We start from the raw sequence: 16,366 nt of genomic DNA, 5'->3' as shown, positions 1-16,366 counted from the left end.
TTGGTCAGCTCGTAGCCCTTGCCGATCTCATCCTGGACGGACCTCGCGGTCCTCGACCTCGCAGAACTTCCGCACCCGCACCCGGGCCATGTCCTCCAGGTGGTACTGGTGAAAGCGCACCGAGTGGTCCTCGGTCGCGCTGCTACGATCACCACCGCCCCGCAGCGCGCTGCCGGTACGCCACGACGATTCGCACCGGCCGATGCGGGCGGTCCCCTCGTGCGCCTGCGCGACTGCTACGCGCACTCACGGGCTCCCGCCTCCCGGCGGCGGGCGACGTCCCGGACGGCACAACCGCGGTGGTCGTCAGGCTTGCCGACCGGTCAGACTGGCACGGCTTCCCGCAGCACCTGCGCAGTCCGGTCGCAGATCTTCGCCAGCTGCTCGCGGAACGGGTAGATCTGCCGGCCCCCGCTACATCCCGCAGGGCCTTGAGGGCCTCCACCCACTCCACCGCGTCCCCGGGGAGTGTGTAGGGCTGGCCGGTCACCCTGACCGCCAGACGAGGCGGCGCGGGAATCGTGACAGTCAGGGTGCGGGTCATCGTCCGCTCCACCACCTCACGGACCGGACCATGTGTGCGGCCTCCGGCCGTGACGGGCCGCTGCGCACGGGCCTGCGCGGTGCGCACCTCCCACGCCCGGGTGCGGTGCGCAGGTGTGCAGTACTTGGGGGGCCGGCCCCGGCCGCTGTACGTCATCGCCGCGCCGCACCAGGCACACGTCCGCTCCACCAACCGCGTACGGACCGCCGTCGTTTCGTCCCGGGATCCGTCCCGGACGGAAGCCATTTTCGTCACGGACGTAAACCTACTACCAGGGGAAACGATGAGTGCCTGTTCCTGAGGCCGACATGACATGACGCTTGAACGCACGGCTCGTTGGATCTTCAAGGATGTGAGGGCGATCGGGAGCGGCCCGGAACCGAACTGCTGCAGCGCACGTCTCCCGCACCATGATCTCAAGCGAGCGCCAAGAGCACGCGATTTCCACCAAGCTGGTCTCGCCGTCCGCAGTGAGTGTGGATCCGTCGAAGACCAACGACTACGACAGCTTCGCCGAGGCGTACACGGCCGCAAACGAAACCAACCTGGTCAATGCCTACTACGAGCGGCCCGCGATGCTGGCCCTCGCTGGAGACGTGGCCGGCCGGCGGATCCTCGACGCGGGCTGCGGCTCGGGGGCCCTGTTTGCCGCGCTGCGCGACCGTGGCGCCATTGTGAGTGGCTTCGACACGAGTGCCGGGATGCTGGAGCTGGCTCGGCAGCGGCTCGGCGACGGTGCGGACCTGCGGGTGGCGGACCTGGGCAGCCCGCTTCCTTACGCTGATGACACGTTCGACGATGTAGCGGCGTCCCTGGTGCTGCACTACCTGGAGGACTGGGGGCCGGCGCTGGCCGAGCTGCGACGCGTACTCAGGCCCGGCGGTCGGCTGATCGCGTCTGTCGACCATCCCTTTGCCATCAACCTCATACACCGCGAGGCCGGTCGCGAGGCCGAGTACAACTACTTCGACACCACCAACTGGACCGTAGAGTGGACCATGGGCGGCCAGACCGCCCTGGTGAGCAGATGGCACAGGCCGCTGCACGCGATGATCGAGGCCTTCATCGGGGCCGGTTTCCGGATAACGGTCATCAGCGAGCCGGATCCTGATCCAGCCGCCCGCGAGCTGTTTCCCGAAGTCATTGAGACCATGCCGCGCTTCCTGTGCTTCCTGTTCTTCGTCTTGCAGGCGGGCTAGGTGTACTGACCCGGGAGGTTGTGGACGGGTGAGCCAGGTCTCGGCTGAGGGATCTTGAACAGGTGAGAGCCTTCCGGTTCGGTGTGGATTGCGACGTCTACACCAAGCGAAAGGCCCTCGTGCCACACCGTAACGCACCCCTGACCGAGACCGGCCGTCTGCGCCTGGCCCGCTGCGTAGTCGAGGACGGCTGGCCGCTCAGACGTGCGGCAGAGCGTTTCCAGGTCTCGCCGACGACAGCCCAGCGGTGGGCCGATCGCTACCGCGCCCTCGGCGAGGCGGGCATGACCGACCGTTCCAGCCGCCCGCACCGCAGCCCCCGCCGGATACCGGCCCGCACCGAGCGCCGGATCATCAAGGTCCGCGTCCTGCGCCGCTGGGGACCGGCCCGTATCGCCCACCTGCTGCGCCTGAACCCGGCCACCGTGCACCGGGTGCTGACCCGCTACGGCCTGGCCCGCCTCACGCACCTGGACCGGGCCACCAGCCGCGTCATACGCCGCTACGAACGCGACAGGCCCGGCGAACTCGTGCACATGGACATCAAGAAGCTCGGCAACATCCCCGACGGCGGCGGACACAAGGTCCTCGGCCGGCAGGCGGGCCGCAAAACCCGCTCCGGCACCGGCTACAGCTACACCCACACCGCCGTCGACGACCACTCCCGCCTCGCCTACAGCGAGATCCTCACCGACGAGCGCAAGGAGACCGCCACCGCCTTCTGCACCCGGGCACACGCGTTCTTCACCACCCCGATGGGGAGCCGTGACCACGGGGGTGGGGAATCACCTGAGGCTGATCATGCGGATCGTGGGGAATGACGTGACCGCTGACACCTCGTGATGGTGGCCGCGCCAGCAGCTCGGCGGGCTTCGTCCCGTGTCGTACGAGGGTCTCCTGCAGCCGCACTTCGAGGTAGCAACAGCGCGTGGTGCCCGATGGTCGCGGACGTGGCCCTCGATCATCGCGCCACACCGGTCGGCGTACGGAGTCCCCTCGACGACCGTGTGGAACCCAGCGCACAACGCGTAGCGGGCAGTCATGTCGATCAGGCCGATGTCGGCCGCCCCAGGCCGGTCCAGCCTCCCCTCCTCCCGTGAACAGTCGCCGGGCGTCGAGGGCTGGCTGTGACACGATTGTCGAGCAGTGGAAGAAGTATCAGTACTCCACCGCCCATCACGTGGTCACAGTCGGACGTTCCACCGGCGCGAGCAGACCACAACCGACGCCGGCACTCATCCGGCGATCTTCCCGAGATCCCCGGCGGCCCCTCGGTAGATGTACCGGTCGACCGTGATCAACCTCAGCTGCCCTTTCTGTACGGCGAAAAGCCCAGCCTCTATGGCCTTCGGGCCGAACTCTTCCTCGCTCGCATTCACCAACGGCACCCCTGCCGTAAGCGTGCGGGAGCACGGTCGTCGGCCGTCGTTCACCGTCCGAGTAGCCGCCGGATCACGTGGTCCAGTTCGCGTCCGTCGGCTGCCGGTCCATCGTCGGTCTTCCAGGCCACGAAGCCGTCCGGGCGCACGAGGACCGCGCCGTCGGGTGTCGTCCCATGAACGGCCGACCAGTCAGGACCCTCTCCGGTGTCGAGGTCGTATTCGGCTCCCCTGCCGATGAGGTGGGCCTCGAGCGGCACACCCAGCCGTTCGGCCGCCCTGCGCGCCGCTTCAGACCAGTCCGGGCGCCCACAGAGCAGGACGAAGGAGCGCTCGTACAGGTCGATGGTGGAGAGGACCTCACCGTCGCGTACGACCTGCATGTGGGGGGCGCGGGTACCCGGGTCAGCACACAGGCGCAACAGGTCGGGGACAACGGGTCCGCCGGCGCCGGCCACCGCCGGGGACGTGTAGCGGTATCCCAGCGCCACCGTGATCGGTACCTCGGAGTAGCCCGCCGATTTCCTCGCGGTATAGCCGGAGCTCTGGTCGCTGCGTGCCTGAGAGGTCGACCGTGCGCTGATGGCCTGGGCCAGGGGGCGGCGCTCGGCCTCGTAGGTGTCGAGCAGACGGGGGTCCGCCCAGCCACGGAGGACGGCGGCGACCTTCCACGCGAGGTTGTGTGCGTCCTGAATGCCGACGTTGGCGCCGAAGGCTCCGGTCGGCGGCATTTCGTGCGCCGAGTCACCGACGAGGAACACCCTGCCGTCCCGGTAGACGTCCGCCAGCCGCTCCGCGGCGCACCAGGGCGCCTTGCTGGTGATCTCGATATCCAGGTCGCGCATCCCGGCCGCCGCGCGGATGTGCTCGGTGCACAGTTCGTCGGTGAACTGCTCGGCCGTCTGTCCCCTCTCGGGGAACCAGGGCAGTTGGAAGACCCAGCGCTCCTTGTCGTCCACGGGCTGCAGCACGCCCTGGCCCGCAGGATCGGTGACGTAGCACAGGACGAAATGGTCCTCCCCCACCATCTCGCGCAACATCCTGCTGCGGAAGACAATACTGAGGCGGTGGAACAGAACTCCCGGTCCCGTCTGCCCGATGCCGAGCCGCTCACGCACGGTGCTGCGTGACCCATCGGCGGCGAGCAGGTAGTCCGAGCGCAGCGTACGGGACTCGCCGGACTCCGTGTCGCGCACGACAGCCGCTACCCCACGACCGTCCTGCGTGAACGACATCAGCTCCGTCGCGAACCCTACGTCCCCACCGAGTTCCCTGATGCCCCGCAGCAGCACCGGTTCGAGATCGCTCTGGGGGCAATCGCAGCGAACTGCCGAACAAAGACCGTGCTCGGGCGGTCTGCCGGTGACCGGCGCCTGCAGCCACTCTCGGTTTTCGCCGTGCAGGGTGTCCACCCGGAGGATGCCCCGGTTGTGAGACAGGGTTCCCGCCGCCCGGCGGATCGCCGGCTCCAGGCCTGCGGTCCGGAAGAGTTCCATCGTCCGCATGTTGGTGCGCCGGCCGCGCGGGTGCCCCGACAGCGTCGTGCGGCGTTCGACAACCTGGTGACGGACACCCAGGCGCCCGAGGAACAACGATGCAGACAGTCCTACGAGCGATCCCCCGGCAATCAGCACGGGTACATGTTCGTCACCGTCACCGCTATCGATCATACGATCGTCTCCTCCAGCGTCCGGAGCGCCGTGCTGTACCTGCGCCTCCCTGTAGGACTCTCCCCCACCTCTGGCGACTTCCGGCCGATCACGCCCGAGTGATCGCCCGGATGCCGTATCGAGTCCGCCATGAACCGCCGCTGCACAGGCTGTAGGGCCGCAGGCAAGGGCGAGCCCTCGGATCGGCCGCTGCGATCGAATTCGCTACAAGACCAAGGCTGCGTAGACAGCAGCCATGGAAGCGTTACCTGGCCGGCCGATCATCCTCCCCGCCTGGACGCGCTGCCGGCCCGCTGATACCCGCCGGGTGCGCGCCTGCGCACGCTGCGCGGCGAGTTCCCCGGCTCGGACGGAGTGATGGTGCAACGCGAGCACACATCGCCCGGAAGCCAACCCCGCCAGGACGCGGGCCGCCGAGGGTGCCTCGGGCGGAGCCGCCGCTGGCACAGCGGGGTCATGTGCGGCTGCTACGTCTCCACCCGGAAGTCCCGAGGACCTGGTCCCTCTCTTCCGGATCACCGGCTGGCGTCCGCGGGAGGCGCTGGACCCGAACTGGAACGTCTCCCCGACCAACGAGGTTTGAGTGGTCCTCGAACGCACCCGCGCGAGTCGGACAGGTCCGCAGCGGCGGCGCGAGAGCTGCGGGCGCTGCGCTGGGGCCTGGTGCTGTCGTGGGCGAAGGACGTGAACATCGGCACGCGGATGATCAAGGCGCGGGAGGAGACGGTGCACGAGAAGCCTGCCTTCGGGTGGGCGTTCACCCGACGCAGTTGCCTGCTCCCGTGCTGTTCGGGCTGAACCCGTCGACGGTCGTACGCCGGGTGTGCGTCTGCGCGCCGTACCCCGCGCGGCCCACCGGATAGACGCCTCACGGACCTGCATGGATACGCAGCTCTTCGGGCACGCGAGAAACGCCACCTCGGCGGTTCGTACGGTCACCTCGCCAGGAACACGAGGATGCGGCGACAACTTCCTCACGTCACGGTCGCGGCCCCGCGCCAGACGAGCCCGTCATCCCGCGATCAGGAGATCACCTGGGCCGGACCAGAATCCGCCAACGGTGTCCTTGGTGCGACTCCATCCCGGGAACTCGGCGGCTCCAGTTCCTGGCCCGCAGACTGCTGAACCCGGTCGGCCTGACTTCTCACGTAAGGCTGTTCGTCAATTGCCGTTAAAAAAGTGAGATACGTCCCAGGGTGAAGGCACCGCACACCCGCCTCGGGCCTACGCTGTGGCGGTGACCAGTGTTGATGTCGCCGTCGGATCCGCCGCCGAGAGCGGCCCCGAGCCGCGCACCCAGTCCCTGATGCTGACCTTCTTGGGCGTGCATGTACTGGGGCGGCCCATCGCCGTGTCGTCGGGCAGTGTGATCGCCGCCCTCGGGCGGTCGGGTAGCACCGAGGAGGCGGTGCGGACCACCCTGAACCGGATGGTCAAACGCGATCTGCTGGAGCGTCGTCGGCAGGGGCGGAAGACGTACTTCGCGCTGACGCCGCACGCCGTCCAGGTGCTGACGGACGGCAAGGACCGGATCTGGCGCACGGGCGCGGTGAACCGGGACTGGGACGGCCGGTGGACGATGGTGGGGTTCTCTTTGCCCGAGGCGTGGAGCCGCGAACGGCACGATCTGCGTTCCCGCCTGATGTGGGCGGGCTTCGGCCCGTTGCAGAACGGCCTGTGGGTGGCCCCTGCGCGTGTCGACGTCCGCGAGATGGTGGCGGACCTCGGCCTGGAACCGTATCTGCGGGTGTTCCGGGCGGAGGTGGAGTCGCCAACCGACGTCCGTGAGGTGCTGGAGCAGGCCTTCGACGTGCCGACCATCGGCGCCCGGTACCGGGCGTTCCTGGAACGCTGGGACCGCACCGACCCACTGCCCGCAGCCGCCTCCGGGGACGAACTCGCGGGTCAACTCCTGCTGCACACCGACTGGTTGGACCTGGTGCGGCGGGACCCGCATCTGCCCGCCGAACACCTTCCGAGCGACTGGCCGGCCGCGCAGGCGGAGACCGTCTTCCGCGGCCTGGCCAGCCGCTGGGAGCGCCCGGCGGCCCGGGCGGCCGCACGACTGCTGGACACTCTGACGCTGGACTGATCCTCACCCGAACTCCACGCGTCCGCACCCGAACCCGTTCGCCTCATTATTGGTCAGTCTATTGACGGCCGTGAAAAACGAGCCCTACATTCGCAGCGCTCTCCAAGTTCGCCGCCACTCCGTCCTCACACGCTTCGCGGAGCCGCCGCCATGCCCCGACCCCGTTTCTCCACCCTCTCCGCCGCCTGCGCAACTGCCCTCGCGACCGCCCTGCTCGGGCCCGCGACCGGCGCCCACGCCACCGCCGCCACCCACTACTCCGGGACCCTGACCGACGGTGCCACCTGGGTCGCGGACAAACCCGAGGAGTGGAACGGCACCCTCCTGCTGTTCAGCCACGGCTTCGGTCCGACGACGGCTGCCGACGCCCCGTCGACTGCGGCGCGCCAGGCCCTGTTGGACGCCGGCTATGCCCTCGTCGGCTCCTCCTACGACCCGAACGGTTCGATGTGGGCGCTCGAATCGGCCGAGCGGGACCAGTTCGCCGCACTCACCGCGTTCCGCCGACGGGTCGGCACGCCGAGTCGGGTCATCTCGGTGGGCCAGTCCATGGGCGGCCTCGTCAACGCTCAGATCGCCCGCGACGGCGCAGGGCGCGTCGACGGTGCGCTCGGCCTGTGTGGGCTGGTCGCGGGCGGTGTCGACCTGGACAACTACCAGCTGGACGCCGAGTACACCCTGGCCACGTTCTTCGACCCCACCGACGCCGACGCCCTGGTGAACCTGGACAACCAGACCGACGCGGCCGCCCTCGCCGACCGGCTGACGAAGGCCGTGGAAGCCGCGCAGCAGACTCCGCCGGGACGCGCCCGGATCGCCCTGGCCGCCGCCTACCTCAACCTGTCCGACTGGGCGCCCGGCCAACAGCCGCCCGCACACGGTGACTTCGCGGGCCAGGAGCAACAGCAGTACGCATGGCTGGCTCAGGGCCTGCTCGGGTTCATCGTCCCGGCGCGCTGGTCGGTGGAACAGTCCGCAGGCGGCAACACGTCCTGGAACAAGGGCGTCGACTACGCCGGGCTGCTGCGCAAGTCCGCCCACGCCAAGCAGGTCGCGGCCCTGTACCGCGACGCCGGACTCGACCTGCGGAACGACCTGAACCGGCTCACCCGCGGCGCGCACATCACCGCCAACCCGGCCGCAGTAGCTCATCTGAAGAGGACCTCAACTGCCGGACAGAGCTTGGCAGTTCCGCTACTGGACATCCACACCACGGCCGACCAATTGGTGCCCGTGGAGCAGGAATCGGCCTTCGCCGGGCGGTTGCGCGTGGCCGGTGACTCCGCACTGCTGCGACAGGCGTATGTGGCCCGCCAGAACCACTGCAACTTCACCACCGCCGAAGTCGTCGCCGGTCTGCACGCCGTGGAACACCGGCTGGAGACCCGGCACTGGGACGACGCCGCCACCGCCACCGAACTCCAGTACAGCGCAGAGGAGTTGGGCCTCGACGGCGCCGCCTTCGCCGACTACCGGCCGAGCCGGCTGACCGGTCCCCGCTGATCGCGAATCGCCCCCTCCCGTACCCCGAGCTTCCCGCCTCTCAGGAGTCCCCGTGTCGATGACGACCGAACCCTCCGCCAAAACTGCCACCGGTCCCGGCCTGACCACCGGCACCCTGGTCGCCGGTCTCCTCGCCGTCTGTCTGGCCCAGATCGGCCTGGCGATACCGGCCACCCTCAACGGGCTATTCCAGTCCGACCTGCACCCGGTCGGCTCCCAACTCACCTGGATCTCCGACGCTTTCCTGCTCCCGGTCGCCGTACTCGAGCTGACCTTCGGCCTGCTCGGGGACCTCTTCGGCCGCAAACGGCTGCTGGTCGGCGGCGCTTCACTGCTGGCCGTCGGCGAGTTCGTCAGCGCCACCGCCTCCGGCGTCCACCAACTCTGGACCGGGCAGGCCCTGGCGGGCCTCGGCGCCGCCGCCCTCTTCCCGACCTCGCTGGCCATCCTGGCGGCCAGCGCCACCTCACCCGCACAACGGGCCCGCGTCATCGCACTGTGGGCGGCCCTGCTCTCCACCGGCGGGTTCATCGCTCCGCTCCTCGGTGGCGTCACCGCCACCTACGGCTCATGGCGATGGTCCTTCGTCGTGGTCACCGCCGCCGCCGTGGCGAGCGCCGCAGTCAGCGCCCTCTTCGCCGTCAACTCCAGTGCCCCCGAGGGCCGTTCGCTGGACATCGCGGGCCAAGTCACCATCGGCCTAGGCCTGTTCGCCCTCCTCTACGCCATCATCCAGGGCCCCACGGACGGCTGGGCCTCGCCCCCGATCGTCATCGCCTTCGTCCTGGCAGCCGTGTTCCTCGCCGCCTTCGTCCTGGCCGAGAAGCACGCCACGTCCCCGCTCCTGCGCCTGGACCTATTCCGCAACCGCGCCTTCGCCATCGCCTCGATCGTGGCCGTGGTCGGGATGTTCGCCTTCCTCGGCACCGCCTACTCCGTCAGCATCCGGCTGGGCCCGGTCCAAGACCAGGCCCCGATGCGGACAGGCCTCGCCTTCGTCCTGCTCAACGGCATCACCCTGGTGATGCTGCCGCTCACGGAACGCTTGCTGAGAACGGTCGCACCCGGACTACTCCTTGGCGCCGGGCTGCTGTTGATCGCGGCGGGCGACTACTGGGCGGCCACGCTGCCGATCATCGACACCGCCTTCACCTCGCTGATCCTGCCGCTCGGTCTGGTCGGCCTGGGCTTCGCGATCACCGTCTCGTCGATCACCGCGACAGCCGTCAACACCGTGCCGACGCACCTGGCCGGCATGGCCAGCGCCACCACCAACCTGCTGCGGGACTTCGGCTTCACCCTCGGCCCGGCCGTCATCGGCGCCGTCGCCCTGAGCCGCGCGGCGAGCAGCTTCTCCGACTTCCTGCACGACTCTGCCCTGCCCCCGGCGCTGAAGGGCGCGGGCACGGCTGTACTGGAGGAGGGTGGCCCACTCGCGGTCAACGGCGCCTCGGCGGCCTCCCCGAAACTGGCCGACCTGCACCCACTCGCCCTGGACGCCCTCGGCCACGGTTACTCGATCGGCTTCGTCGTCTGTGGCAGTGCCGCCCTGTTCTCCGCGCTGCTCGTCCTGGTCACACTCCGCGGCCGCAGCACTTCACATGACGCACCCTCCGAGCTCTAGCACGGAGGAGCCGGACAGGGGACAGCGCTGACGACTCATGCACGGTTTGCCGTCGCTCGATCCAGGTAGCTCGTTGATCTGTGAATGATGGGGGCACGGGGCCGGGTGAAGCTTCCCCTTGATCGTGGACACCAGGAAACTGGGACATGAGATTCCAGAAGAAGTAGCACCAGGTGGGAAACAAGTACACGAAGCGGTACACCGAGGAGTTCAAGCGGGACGCCATCGCGCTCGTCGACTCCACGGGGAAGACGGTCACTGCGGTCGCCAGGGAACTCGGCATCAGAGGGCGAGATGTGAGCCTTTACCCGGTTCGCCGTTGAGTTTGGATGAGGCGCAGTGATCAGTGGTTCGGGGTGTGGTCGATACCAGGTGCCGGGCGATGGGACTCACCGGGCGGGAGCCGGCTCGGACGACGGCCGCCACTCCCGCCTGATCAGCCCGTAGACCCATGAGTCAGAGACCTCGCCGTTGACAACGCAGTCTTCCCGCAACGTCCCCTCACGCACGAAGCCGAGCTTCTCCAGCACGCGGGCAGAAGCCACGTTGCGCGTATCGACCTCAGCCTGGACGCGATTCAGGTCCAGCGTGTCGAATGCCCACCGCAGCAAAGCGCGCGCGGCCTCGGTCGCATAACCGTGGCCCCACGCTGCATCGTCGAAGCAGTAGCCCAGCGACGCGCTGCGGAAGTCCGGATTCCACCTGTTCAGGGTGCACCAGCCGATGAACGCCCCGTCGGAGACACGATCCACGGCCAGCCGCGCCCCGGTGCCTTCCTTTTCCATCTCTCGGCAACGGGTGATGAACGTCTCGGCGCGCGCGCGTTCGGTCCACGGTGGATCATCCCAGTAGCGCAACACGTAGGCGTTGCTCTGCAGCGCGAACAGGTCGTTGGCGTCCGCGTCTTCGAAGGCACGCAGTCGAAGGCGAGCAGTGTGCAACGAGGGGGTGGCCAGCGACATACTCATGTTCCATCCCGTGATCGGTGGCCGATCAATCAGACATCCGATGCGGCTCACTCGCAACGGGTTTCCTCGGCGGGCTGGCAGAACGACGTGAGGGGGCCGGCGGTGGGTCTGCCGGGCGGTTACGGTCGCGGCCTGGTGAACAGTCCCGGCTCGGTCTCATCGAGGATTCCGCGCCCGGTCAGGCGCTTCAGTTTGATGCGGACGTTGTTGATGTTGTTCGGCACGAGGTCCAGGTCCATCGCCTCGCACACGCTCCTCGCCCGTAGCGGAGCGTCGGCTTCGGCGAACACGGCCATGATCTGCTGGTAGGCGGGGCCGCCCGGCAGGGCCGGAGTCGGTGCGGCCGGTGCCGAGGGCGTTTCGTCGGGCAGTTCCAGGAGCGTCTTGCGGGTGATCGTGATGTGCTCGGCGGCCTGGGCGAGTCCGTCCAGCAGCGCGGTCAGCTGCGCGATCTGCTCGTGAGCGGCCTCTGCTTCCACAGCGATCTGCCGCTCGCGGACCTCCAGACGTGCCAGCAGGGCACCGAGGGTCTGCTGTGGGTCGCCGCTCATGCGCCGCGCCAGGACGGGGTGGAGGTGCCGGTCAGTCGACGGGTCATCACATCGGTCATCGCCCAGTACATCCGGGACTCGGAGCCGGCCGGGCGGTGTTCGTAGTCGCGGACCAGCCTGCGGTGCAGCATCAAGATCCCGTTGGTCTGCTCGACCCTCCAGCGGATCGGCTGCGGGATGAAGCCGTGGTCGGCCGGGTTGCGTTCGACGACCTCCACCGCGATGCCCAGGCCGGCGCCGTGGTCGACCACGGTCTTCTTGAACCCCTGGTCCACCAGCGCCTTCGTCACCGTGGAGGTCCCCGCGGCGACCTTGTCCAGCAACGCGGTACCGAAGGCGTTGTCGTGCACGGAAGCGGCCGGCACCACCACGGCGATCACCAGGCCCAGCACGTCAACGGCCAGCCCCCGCTTGCGACCCGCCACCTTCTTGGCCGCCTCCCGCCCGGTCGTGGCCGCGGGTACGCACGCGGCGGCATGCAGACTCTGGGTGTCGAGAACCACCAGGCTCGGGTCGGCTAATCGTCCCCGGCTCTCACGCACCTGCCAGCGCAGCAGGTCATGGATGACCTCGTCGGTGCCGTCGTCGCGCCATTTGCAGAAGTAGTACTTCACCGCGCCGGGCGGTGGCAGGTCGTGGGGCAGGTAGTCCCATTGGCAGCCGGGCCGGGACTGGTACAGGAGCGCGTTGACGATCTCTCGCATCTCCTAGTTGCCCTGGTGGCCGCTGACGGACGGGTGCTTCGCCTTCCATGCAGTGGTCACCGGCTCGATCAGCGCACAGCGTTCGTCGGATAAATCGCTCTTGTAGGGCTTGCGGTCGCTCACCCCGTCACTCCAGCACGGCCAAGCCCATCGACCGGCTGGGTGTTCCCACAGTCACACGATCAGGCGATACTGAACCGGACATCAGGTCACGTACCGCCCTCTGGCAACTGGGAACGCCGCGTGGGCGGGGCCGCAGGCTGCGGTCCCGCCCACGCGGTGCCGTCCCAGGTGACCTCCCGGGTTGTGACGTCAGCGCAGGCCGAAGGCCCGGGTGATCGTCTGCGAGACGGTGTTGCCCGAGCTGTCCCGGGCGCCGACCCGGAGGGTGACGAAGTCGGCGGACCGCGGCGCGCGCAGGTTCGTCCGCCATCCGTCGTCGCACCGGCTCAGGTCGGTCCTCTGCCAGGTCGCACCATCGTCGTACGACACCTCGGCGGTCGGCTTCCCGATGGTGGCGGTGGTGCCCGGCAGGTGCGAGGCGGTCACCGTCAGGCCGGCGTGCCGGTCGGCACGGCCGGACTTGTCGGTGTCCACGCCGTAGTCGAGCTGGATGAGCGGCAGGGACACCGCCGCATCGCTGCCGGTGACCGCGGAGGTGAAGTCCCACTCGGTCAGCGTGTGCGTCGAGTACGGGTTGGCCCAGGTGCCGCGGTCGTTGTCGAGAACCAGCCGGTAGGGTAGGCGCTCGGCGCCGAGGCCGGGGACCTGCAGGTACTCGGCGTTGCCCCAATCGAGTTGCTGGTCGCCCTGGTAGAGCGACATCCAGTCCTTGACGTCGAAGTTCGCGCCGGCCTCGCCTACGTGGCCGGACCCCGAGTCACCCCAGCCGGGCGCGGTGATGTACATCGTGTCGAGGTAGCGCGCCGGCTGATAGTTGATCGGGCCCATGCGGGGACGCTGGATCGGGCCGAACCAGCTGACCTTGCCGGTCTTGCGCGCCGGGTACTTCAGCGGGTCGATCGAGTGCTGCCCGGTCTCGCCCTGGATGAAGGCGTCGTCCAGCCACGTGGTGCCGGCGGTGACCCAGTCGGTGCGCTCACCCTGGGCGGGCGCGGTGAGCTGGTTGCCGACGGCCCAGCCGCGCCAGACGTCCGGACGGAACTCCATCGCCTTGCCCTGCCGGTAGTTCCGGAAGGAGACGTTCACCCGGCCGAGGTCCTTGGACTCCTCACGCCAGGTCGGGTCCGCCGGAACGGCGCCCGTCCAGTGGTGCACGACGTCGTAGACGTAGTCGGTCGTGGGGTGCGAGGTGACCTTCAACGGGACCGCGCCGTGCCGGAGTTGCCCGAGCAGGTCGGCGCCCTGGTCGGCGTTGAGCGTCGCCACTGTCACCGGGGCCGGGCTCTGCGGGCTCCAGGGGTTCTCGTCCCAGGGCTGCAGGCGGCCGACGCCGTCGTTGACGACAAGCAGCAGCCGGGCGCCGGCGGCCGCGGCGGCCTCCGCCTGGGCCTTGATCCCTTCCGTGCCGGTGCCGCGCACCACGACGGCCTTGCCGCCTACGTTCTGCCGCGCGAGCTCCTCGGCCGTGCCGTCACCGGCGAAGACCGCCGTCAGGTTCCGGGTACCGGCGGGCAGTGGCGTGGCCGCGCGCTTGACCAGCGGGTCGTTGAAGGTCGTCGACTTCGTGCTCACGGTCAGCGCCGGCTGCTCGAGGCGGAAGCGGGCGCCGGCCTCGAACTCGCCGTCGGTGACCTTCTTGCCGGTCGGGAGCGCCCAGATGCTGTCGTACGACGGGTCCGGCAGCATCGACGTCTCCACCAGGCTGTCGGTGAAGGACCGGTGGGCGTCCAGGCGCGGCGCGACGGCGGTGGTCTGCTGCGGCACGCGCGCCAGGATCCGGCGTGCCTTGCGGCCATCCAGGGTGACGGTGCGGTCCTGGTCCAGCTTCACGTCGTTGAAGGCGAGCAGCACCATGCCGCGCGAGTGCGGGCCTTCGGCGCCCTGCACGTCACCGGTGAGCCAGCCGCTGTAGCTGCCGACGGGCAGCCGCGTCGTGCCGGTGCCGGACGCGTCGAGGTCCATCACCGTGAAGAGGTGTTCGGCGCTGAGGACGACCCGGCCCGCCAGCGGCTTGCCCGCGCGGTCCTTCGCGACGACGGTCAGATTCTGCCGCTGGCCCTCTCGGGCCGCGCCGATCAGGGTCCGGGCGCGGACCGCTCCGCTGCCGTCCGTACCGGTGATCACGGCGCTGACCGACTGGTCGCCGCCCAGCTTGTCCAGATCCGCCGTCAGGGTGGCCGTGGCGGTGCCGTGGGCGGGCACGGTGACGTGGTCGGCGGAGAGGCTGAACAACTCTGCCGGGACGGTGCCGTTGACCGCCAGGTTGAGGTTGGCCGGTGCGTCGCCGACGTTGGTGTACGTCACCATCTGGACGTCGGTCTGCCCCGGCTTCGGGGGCCACGTGTGGAAGCCGGAGTAGGCGGTCGTGGTGGCGAAGACCGTGGTGTGCACGGCCGCCAGCGCGTCGAGCCGGCCGACGCCCGCCTGGTACGGGGTGTACGCCGGGGTTGCCTTGGCGCTGCTGACCAGCGCCTCCTTGAGCTGGGTGCCCGTCCAGTCGGGGTGCTCCGAGGCGAGGAGCGCGGCGGCACCGGCGACGTGCGGCGTCGCCATCGACGTGCCGCTCATCGTGGTGTAGTAGCCGGAGCCGCGCTTGTAGTGCGAGCGCGCCGCGACGATGTCGACGCCGGGCGCGGTGATCTCCGGCTTCAGCCCGCCGTCGCCGTCACGCGGGCCCTGGCTGGAGAAGTCGGCGAGCGTGTCGGTGGCGTCGACGGCGCCGACGGTCAGCGCGGAGTCCGCGGCACCGGGGCTGCTGATGGAGTGCGGGCCGCCGTTGCCCGCCGCGATCACGAACAACGCGCCCGTTTCGTGGCTGAGTTCGTCGACGGCCTGGCTCATCGGGTCGGTCTTGTCACCGCCGCCGCCCAGGCTCATGCTGATGATCCTGGCCTTCTGGTCGCGGGCGGCCCACTCCATGCCCGCGATGATCCAGGATTCCTGGCCACTGCCCTCGGAGTTGAGCACCTTGCCCACGGCCAGCCGGGCGCCGGAGGCGACACCCCGCTCCTTGCCGTCGGAGGCACTGCCCGTGCCGCCGATGGTCGAAGCGACGTGCGTGCCGTGGCCGTTGTAGTCGGCTATGTCGTCCTCGCCGGGGACGAAGCTGGCACTGTCGGACACCTGCCCGACCAGGTCCGGGTGTTCGGTGTCCGCGCCGGTGTCGAGCATCGCGACCTTCACGCCCTGGCCGGTGTCGCCCTCCGCCCATACCTTCTGCGCGCCGATCTGGGCGGTGGAGTCGGCCAGGTCGGCCTTCACCTTGCCGTCGAGCCACACGTTGGCGACGCCGCCCGCGAAGGAGGGCTTCGCGGACCGGGCCGCCGCGCCGGAACCCCCGGTGAGCGAGGACCAGAACTCCGGTGCCTGCTTGTGGTTCTGCGCGAGGGCCGCGCCCTGGATGCTGTCCAGGCGGCGGACGTCGGTCGAGCCGGCCATCTTCGCCCGGGTGCGGGCCTTGGCGGCGGCTGCGGTGTAGCGCACGATCAGCGGCAGCCGGGAGCTGTGCGCGTCGTCGTAGCCGTCGGCGATCAGCCGCGTCACGTTGAAGAGCTGCTTGTCGAGTTTGCCGGCGCTCACGTACGGCAGGGCGGCGTCGGGGTAGACGTAGGTGGCGCCGTCCAGGACAGCGCGGTGGAAGCCGGTGGTGGCTCCGCTCGCGGCCTGGAAGGAGCGCACGACGGTGCCGTCGGCGGCGGTCCCGATGGTGACCTTGTCACCCGTGATCAGGGTGACGGTGTGCGTGCCGGCATCGCCGGGGATTTGGTGTCCGGCGTCGTCGTGCAACACCTCACCGGCGGAGTACGCGGACACAACGGCAGTCGCCGGTACGACGCCGAATGCCAGCGCGGCCGCCACGGCGAGGGCGATCGGCCCGGGCCGGGGGATGGGAACTTTGGGCAAGGAAGACTCCTGAGACGCGGCGAAGAGCAAAAGATCACTGGATGCTCCGGCCTCCCCCGCCGTCGTTCAAGGGGTCGCACATGGCGCTCTTGTGCCATGGCACAGT

12 protein-coding genes and 3 pseudogenes are annotated in these 16,366 nt (G+C 69.4%); 7 read left to right on the top strand and 8 right to left on the bottom strand.

What is annotated here, in order from left to right; genetic code table 11:
* Nucleotides 1-27: 27 nt before the first annotated feature.
* Complete coding sequence (locus AB0D59_RS24630) at nucleotides 28-246, bottom strand: hypothetical protein (RefSeq protein ID WP_362569159.1); 219 nt, start codon at nucleotides 244-246, stop codon at nucleotides 28-30.
* Between the two features lie 708 nt (nucleotides 247-954).
* Here AB0D59_RS24630 and AB0D59_RS24625 point away from each other — a divergent pair.
* Together AB0D59_RS24625 and AB0D59_RS24620 are read left to right on the top strand one after the other, a co-directional pair.
* Nucleotides 955-1,743, top strand: coding sequence for a class I SAM-dependent methyltransferase (locus AB0D59_RS24625; RefSeq protein WP_362569060.1), 789 nt, complete (start codon nucleotides 955-957; stop codon nucleotides 1,741-1,743).
* 119 nt (nucleotides 1,744-1,862) lie between these two features.
* Nucleotides 1,863-2,489: pseudogene (locus tag AB0D59_RS24620) on the top strand (IS481 family transposase); the annotation flags it as partial.
* A 121-nt stretch (nucleotides 2,490-2,610) separates the two neighbouring features.
* Here the strand turns inward: AB0D59_RS24620 and AB0D59_RS24615 are convergent.
* From AB0D59_RS24615 to AB0D59_RS24605, 3 genes and pseudogenes are all read right to left on the bottom strand, one after another.
* Nucleotides 2,611-2,822 (bottom strand): annotated as a pseudogene (locus tag AB0D59_RS24615) (kinase); the annotation flags it as partial.
* A 156-nt stretch (nucleotides 2,823-2,978) separates the two neighbouring features.
* Nucleotides 2,979-3,122: a hypothetical protein gene (locus tag AB0D59_RS24610; protein WP_362569057.1), complete on the bottom strand. Its 144-nt coding sequence runs from the start codon at nucleotides 3,120-3,122 to the stop codon at nucleotides 2,979-2,981.
* A 50-nt stretch (nucleotides 3,123-3,172) separates the two neighbouring features.
* Nucleotides 3,173-4,792 carry an FAD-dependent monooxygenase gene (locus AB0D59_RS24605; RefSeq protein WP_362569055.1) on the bottom strand — a complete coding sequence of 540 codons (1,620 nt, stop codon included), beginning with the start codon at nucleotides 4,790-4,792 and terminating at the stop codon, nucleotides 3,173-3,175.
* A gap of 579 nt (nucleotides 4,793-5,371) precedes the next feature.
* On the opposite strand from AB0D59_RS24605, the gene AB0D59_RS24600 reads away from it, so the two are divergent.
* From AB0D59_RS24600 to AB0D59_RS24580, 5 genes are all read left to right on the top strand, one after another.
* Complete coding sequence (locus AB0D59_RS24600; protein ID WP_362569052.1) at nucleotides 5,372-5,590, top strand: SOS response-associated peptidase family protein; 219 nt, start codon at nucleotides 5,372-5,374, stop codon at nucleotides 5,588-5,590.
* A 433-nt stretch (nucleotides 5,591-6,023) separates the two neighbouring features.
* Nucleotides 6,024-6,884 (top strand): PaaX family transcriptional regulator C-terminal domain-containing protein, encoded by an 861-nt coding sequence (locus tag AB0D59_RS24595; RefSeq protein ID WP_362569049.1) that lies wholly within the window; start codon nucleotides 6,024-6,026, stop codon nucleotides 6,882-6,884.
* Nucleotides 6,885-7,034: 150 nt separating this feature from the next.
* Nucleotides 7,035-8,387 carry an alpha/beta hydrolase gene (locus tag AB0D59_RS24590; protein WP_362569046.1) on the top strand — a complete coding sequence of 451 codons (1,353 nt, stop codon included), beginning with the start codon at nucleotides 7,035-7,037 and terminating at the stop codon, nucleotides 8,385-8,387.
* A 58-nt stretch (nucleotides 8,388-8,445) separates the two neighbouring features.
* Nucleotides 8,446-10,011 (top strand): MFS transporter, encoded by a 1,566-nt coding sequence (locus AB0D59_RS24585; protein WP_362569043.1) that lies wholly within the window; start codon nucleotides 8,446-8,448, stop codon nucleotides 10,009-10,011.
* A gap of 173 nt (nucleotides 10,012-10,184) precedes the next feature.
* Nucleotides 10,185-10,334 (top strand): transposase, encoded by a 150-nt coding sequence (locus tag AB0D59_RS24580; RefSeq protein WP_362569040.1) that lies wholly within the window; start codon nucleotides 10,185-10,187, stop codon nucleotides 10,332-10,334.
* Between the two features lie 66 nt (nucleotides 10,335-10,400).
* On the opposite strand, the gene AB0D59_RS24575 is transcribed toward AB0D59_RS24580, so the two are convergent.
* The 4 genes and pseudogenes from AB0D59_RS24575 to AB0D59_RS24560 all read right to left on the bottom strand — a co-directional run bounded on the left by AB0D59_RS24575 (nucleotide 10,401) and on the right by AB0D59_RS24560 (nucleotide 16,260).
* Nucleotides 10,401-10,973 carry a GNAT family protein gene (locus tag AB0D59_RS24575; protein ID WP_362569037.1) on the bottom strand — a complete coding sequence of 191 codons (573 nt, stop codon included), beginning with the start codon at nucleotides 10,971-10,973 and terminating at the stop codon, nucleotides 10,401-10,403.
* A 125-nt stretch (nucleotides 10,974-11,098) separates the two neighbouring features.
* The gene (locus AB0D59_RS24570) at nucleotides 11,099-11,530 is read right to left on the bottom strand and encodes a hypothetical protein (protein WP_362569034.1); all 432 of its coding nucleotides are present in this window, start codon (nucleotides 11,528-11,530) and stop codon (nucleotides 11,099-11,101) included.
* Nucleotides 11,527-12,357, bottom strand: a pseudogene (locus AB0D59_RS24565) (IS5 family transposase). The gene AB0D59_RS24570 and the pseudogene AB0D59_RS24565 overlap by 4 nt, the downstream one beginning before the upstream one ends.
* Before the next feature lie 189 nt (nucleotides 12,358-12,546).
* Entirely contained in the window at nucleotides 12,547-16,260 is a 3,714-nt protein-coding gene (locus tag AB0D59_RS24560; RefSeq protein ID WP_362569031.1) for a S8 family serine peptidase, read from the bottom strand.
* Nucleotides 16,261-16,366: the final 106 nt, after the last annotated feature.

The organism is Streptomyces sp. NPDC048417, from assembly GCF_040651615.1.
GTDB lineage: Bacteria > Actinomycetota > Actinomycetes > Streptomycetales > Streptomycetaceae > Streptomyces.
Note: the sequence above shows the minus strand (reverse complement) of the source record. Positions and strands in the feature narration are given on the sequence as shown.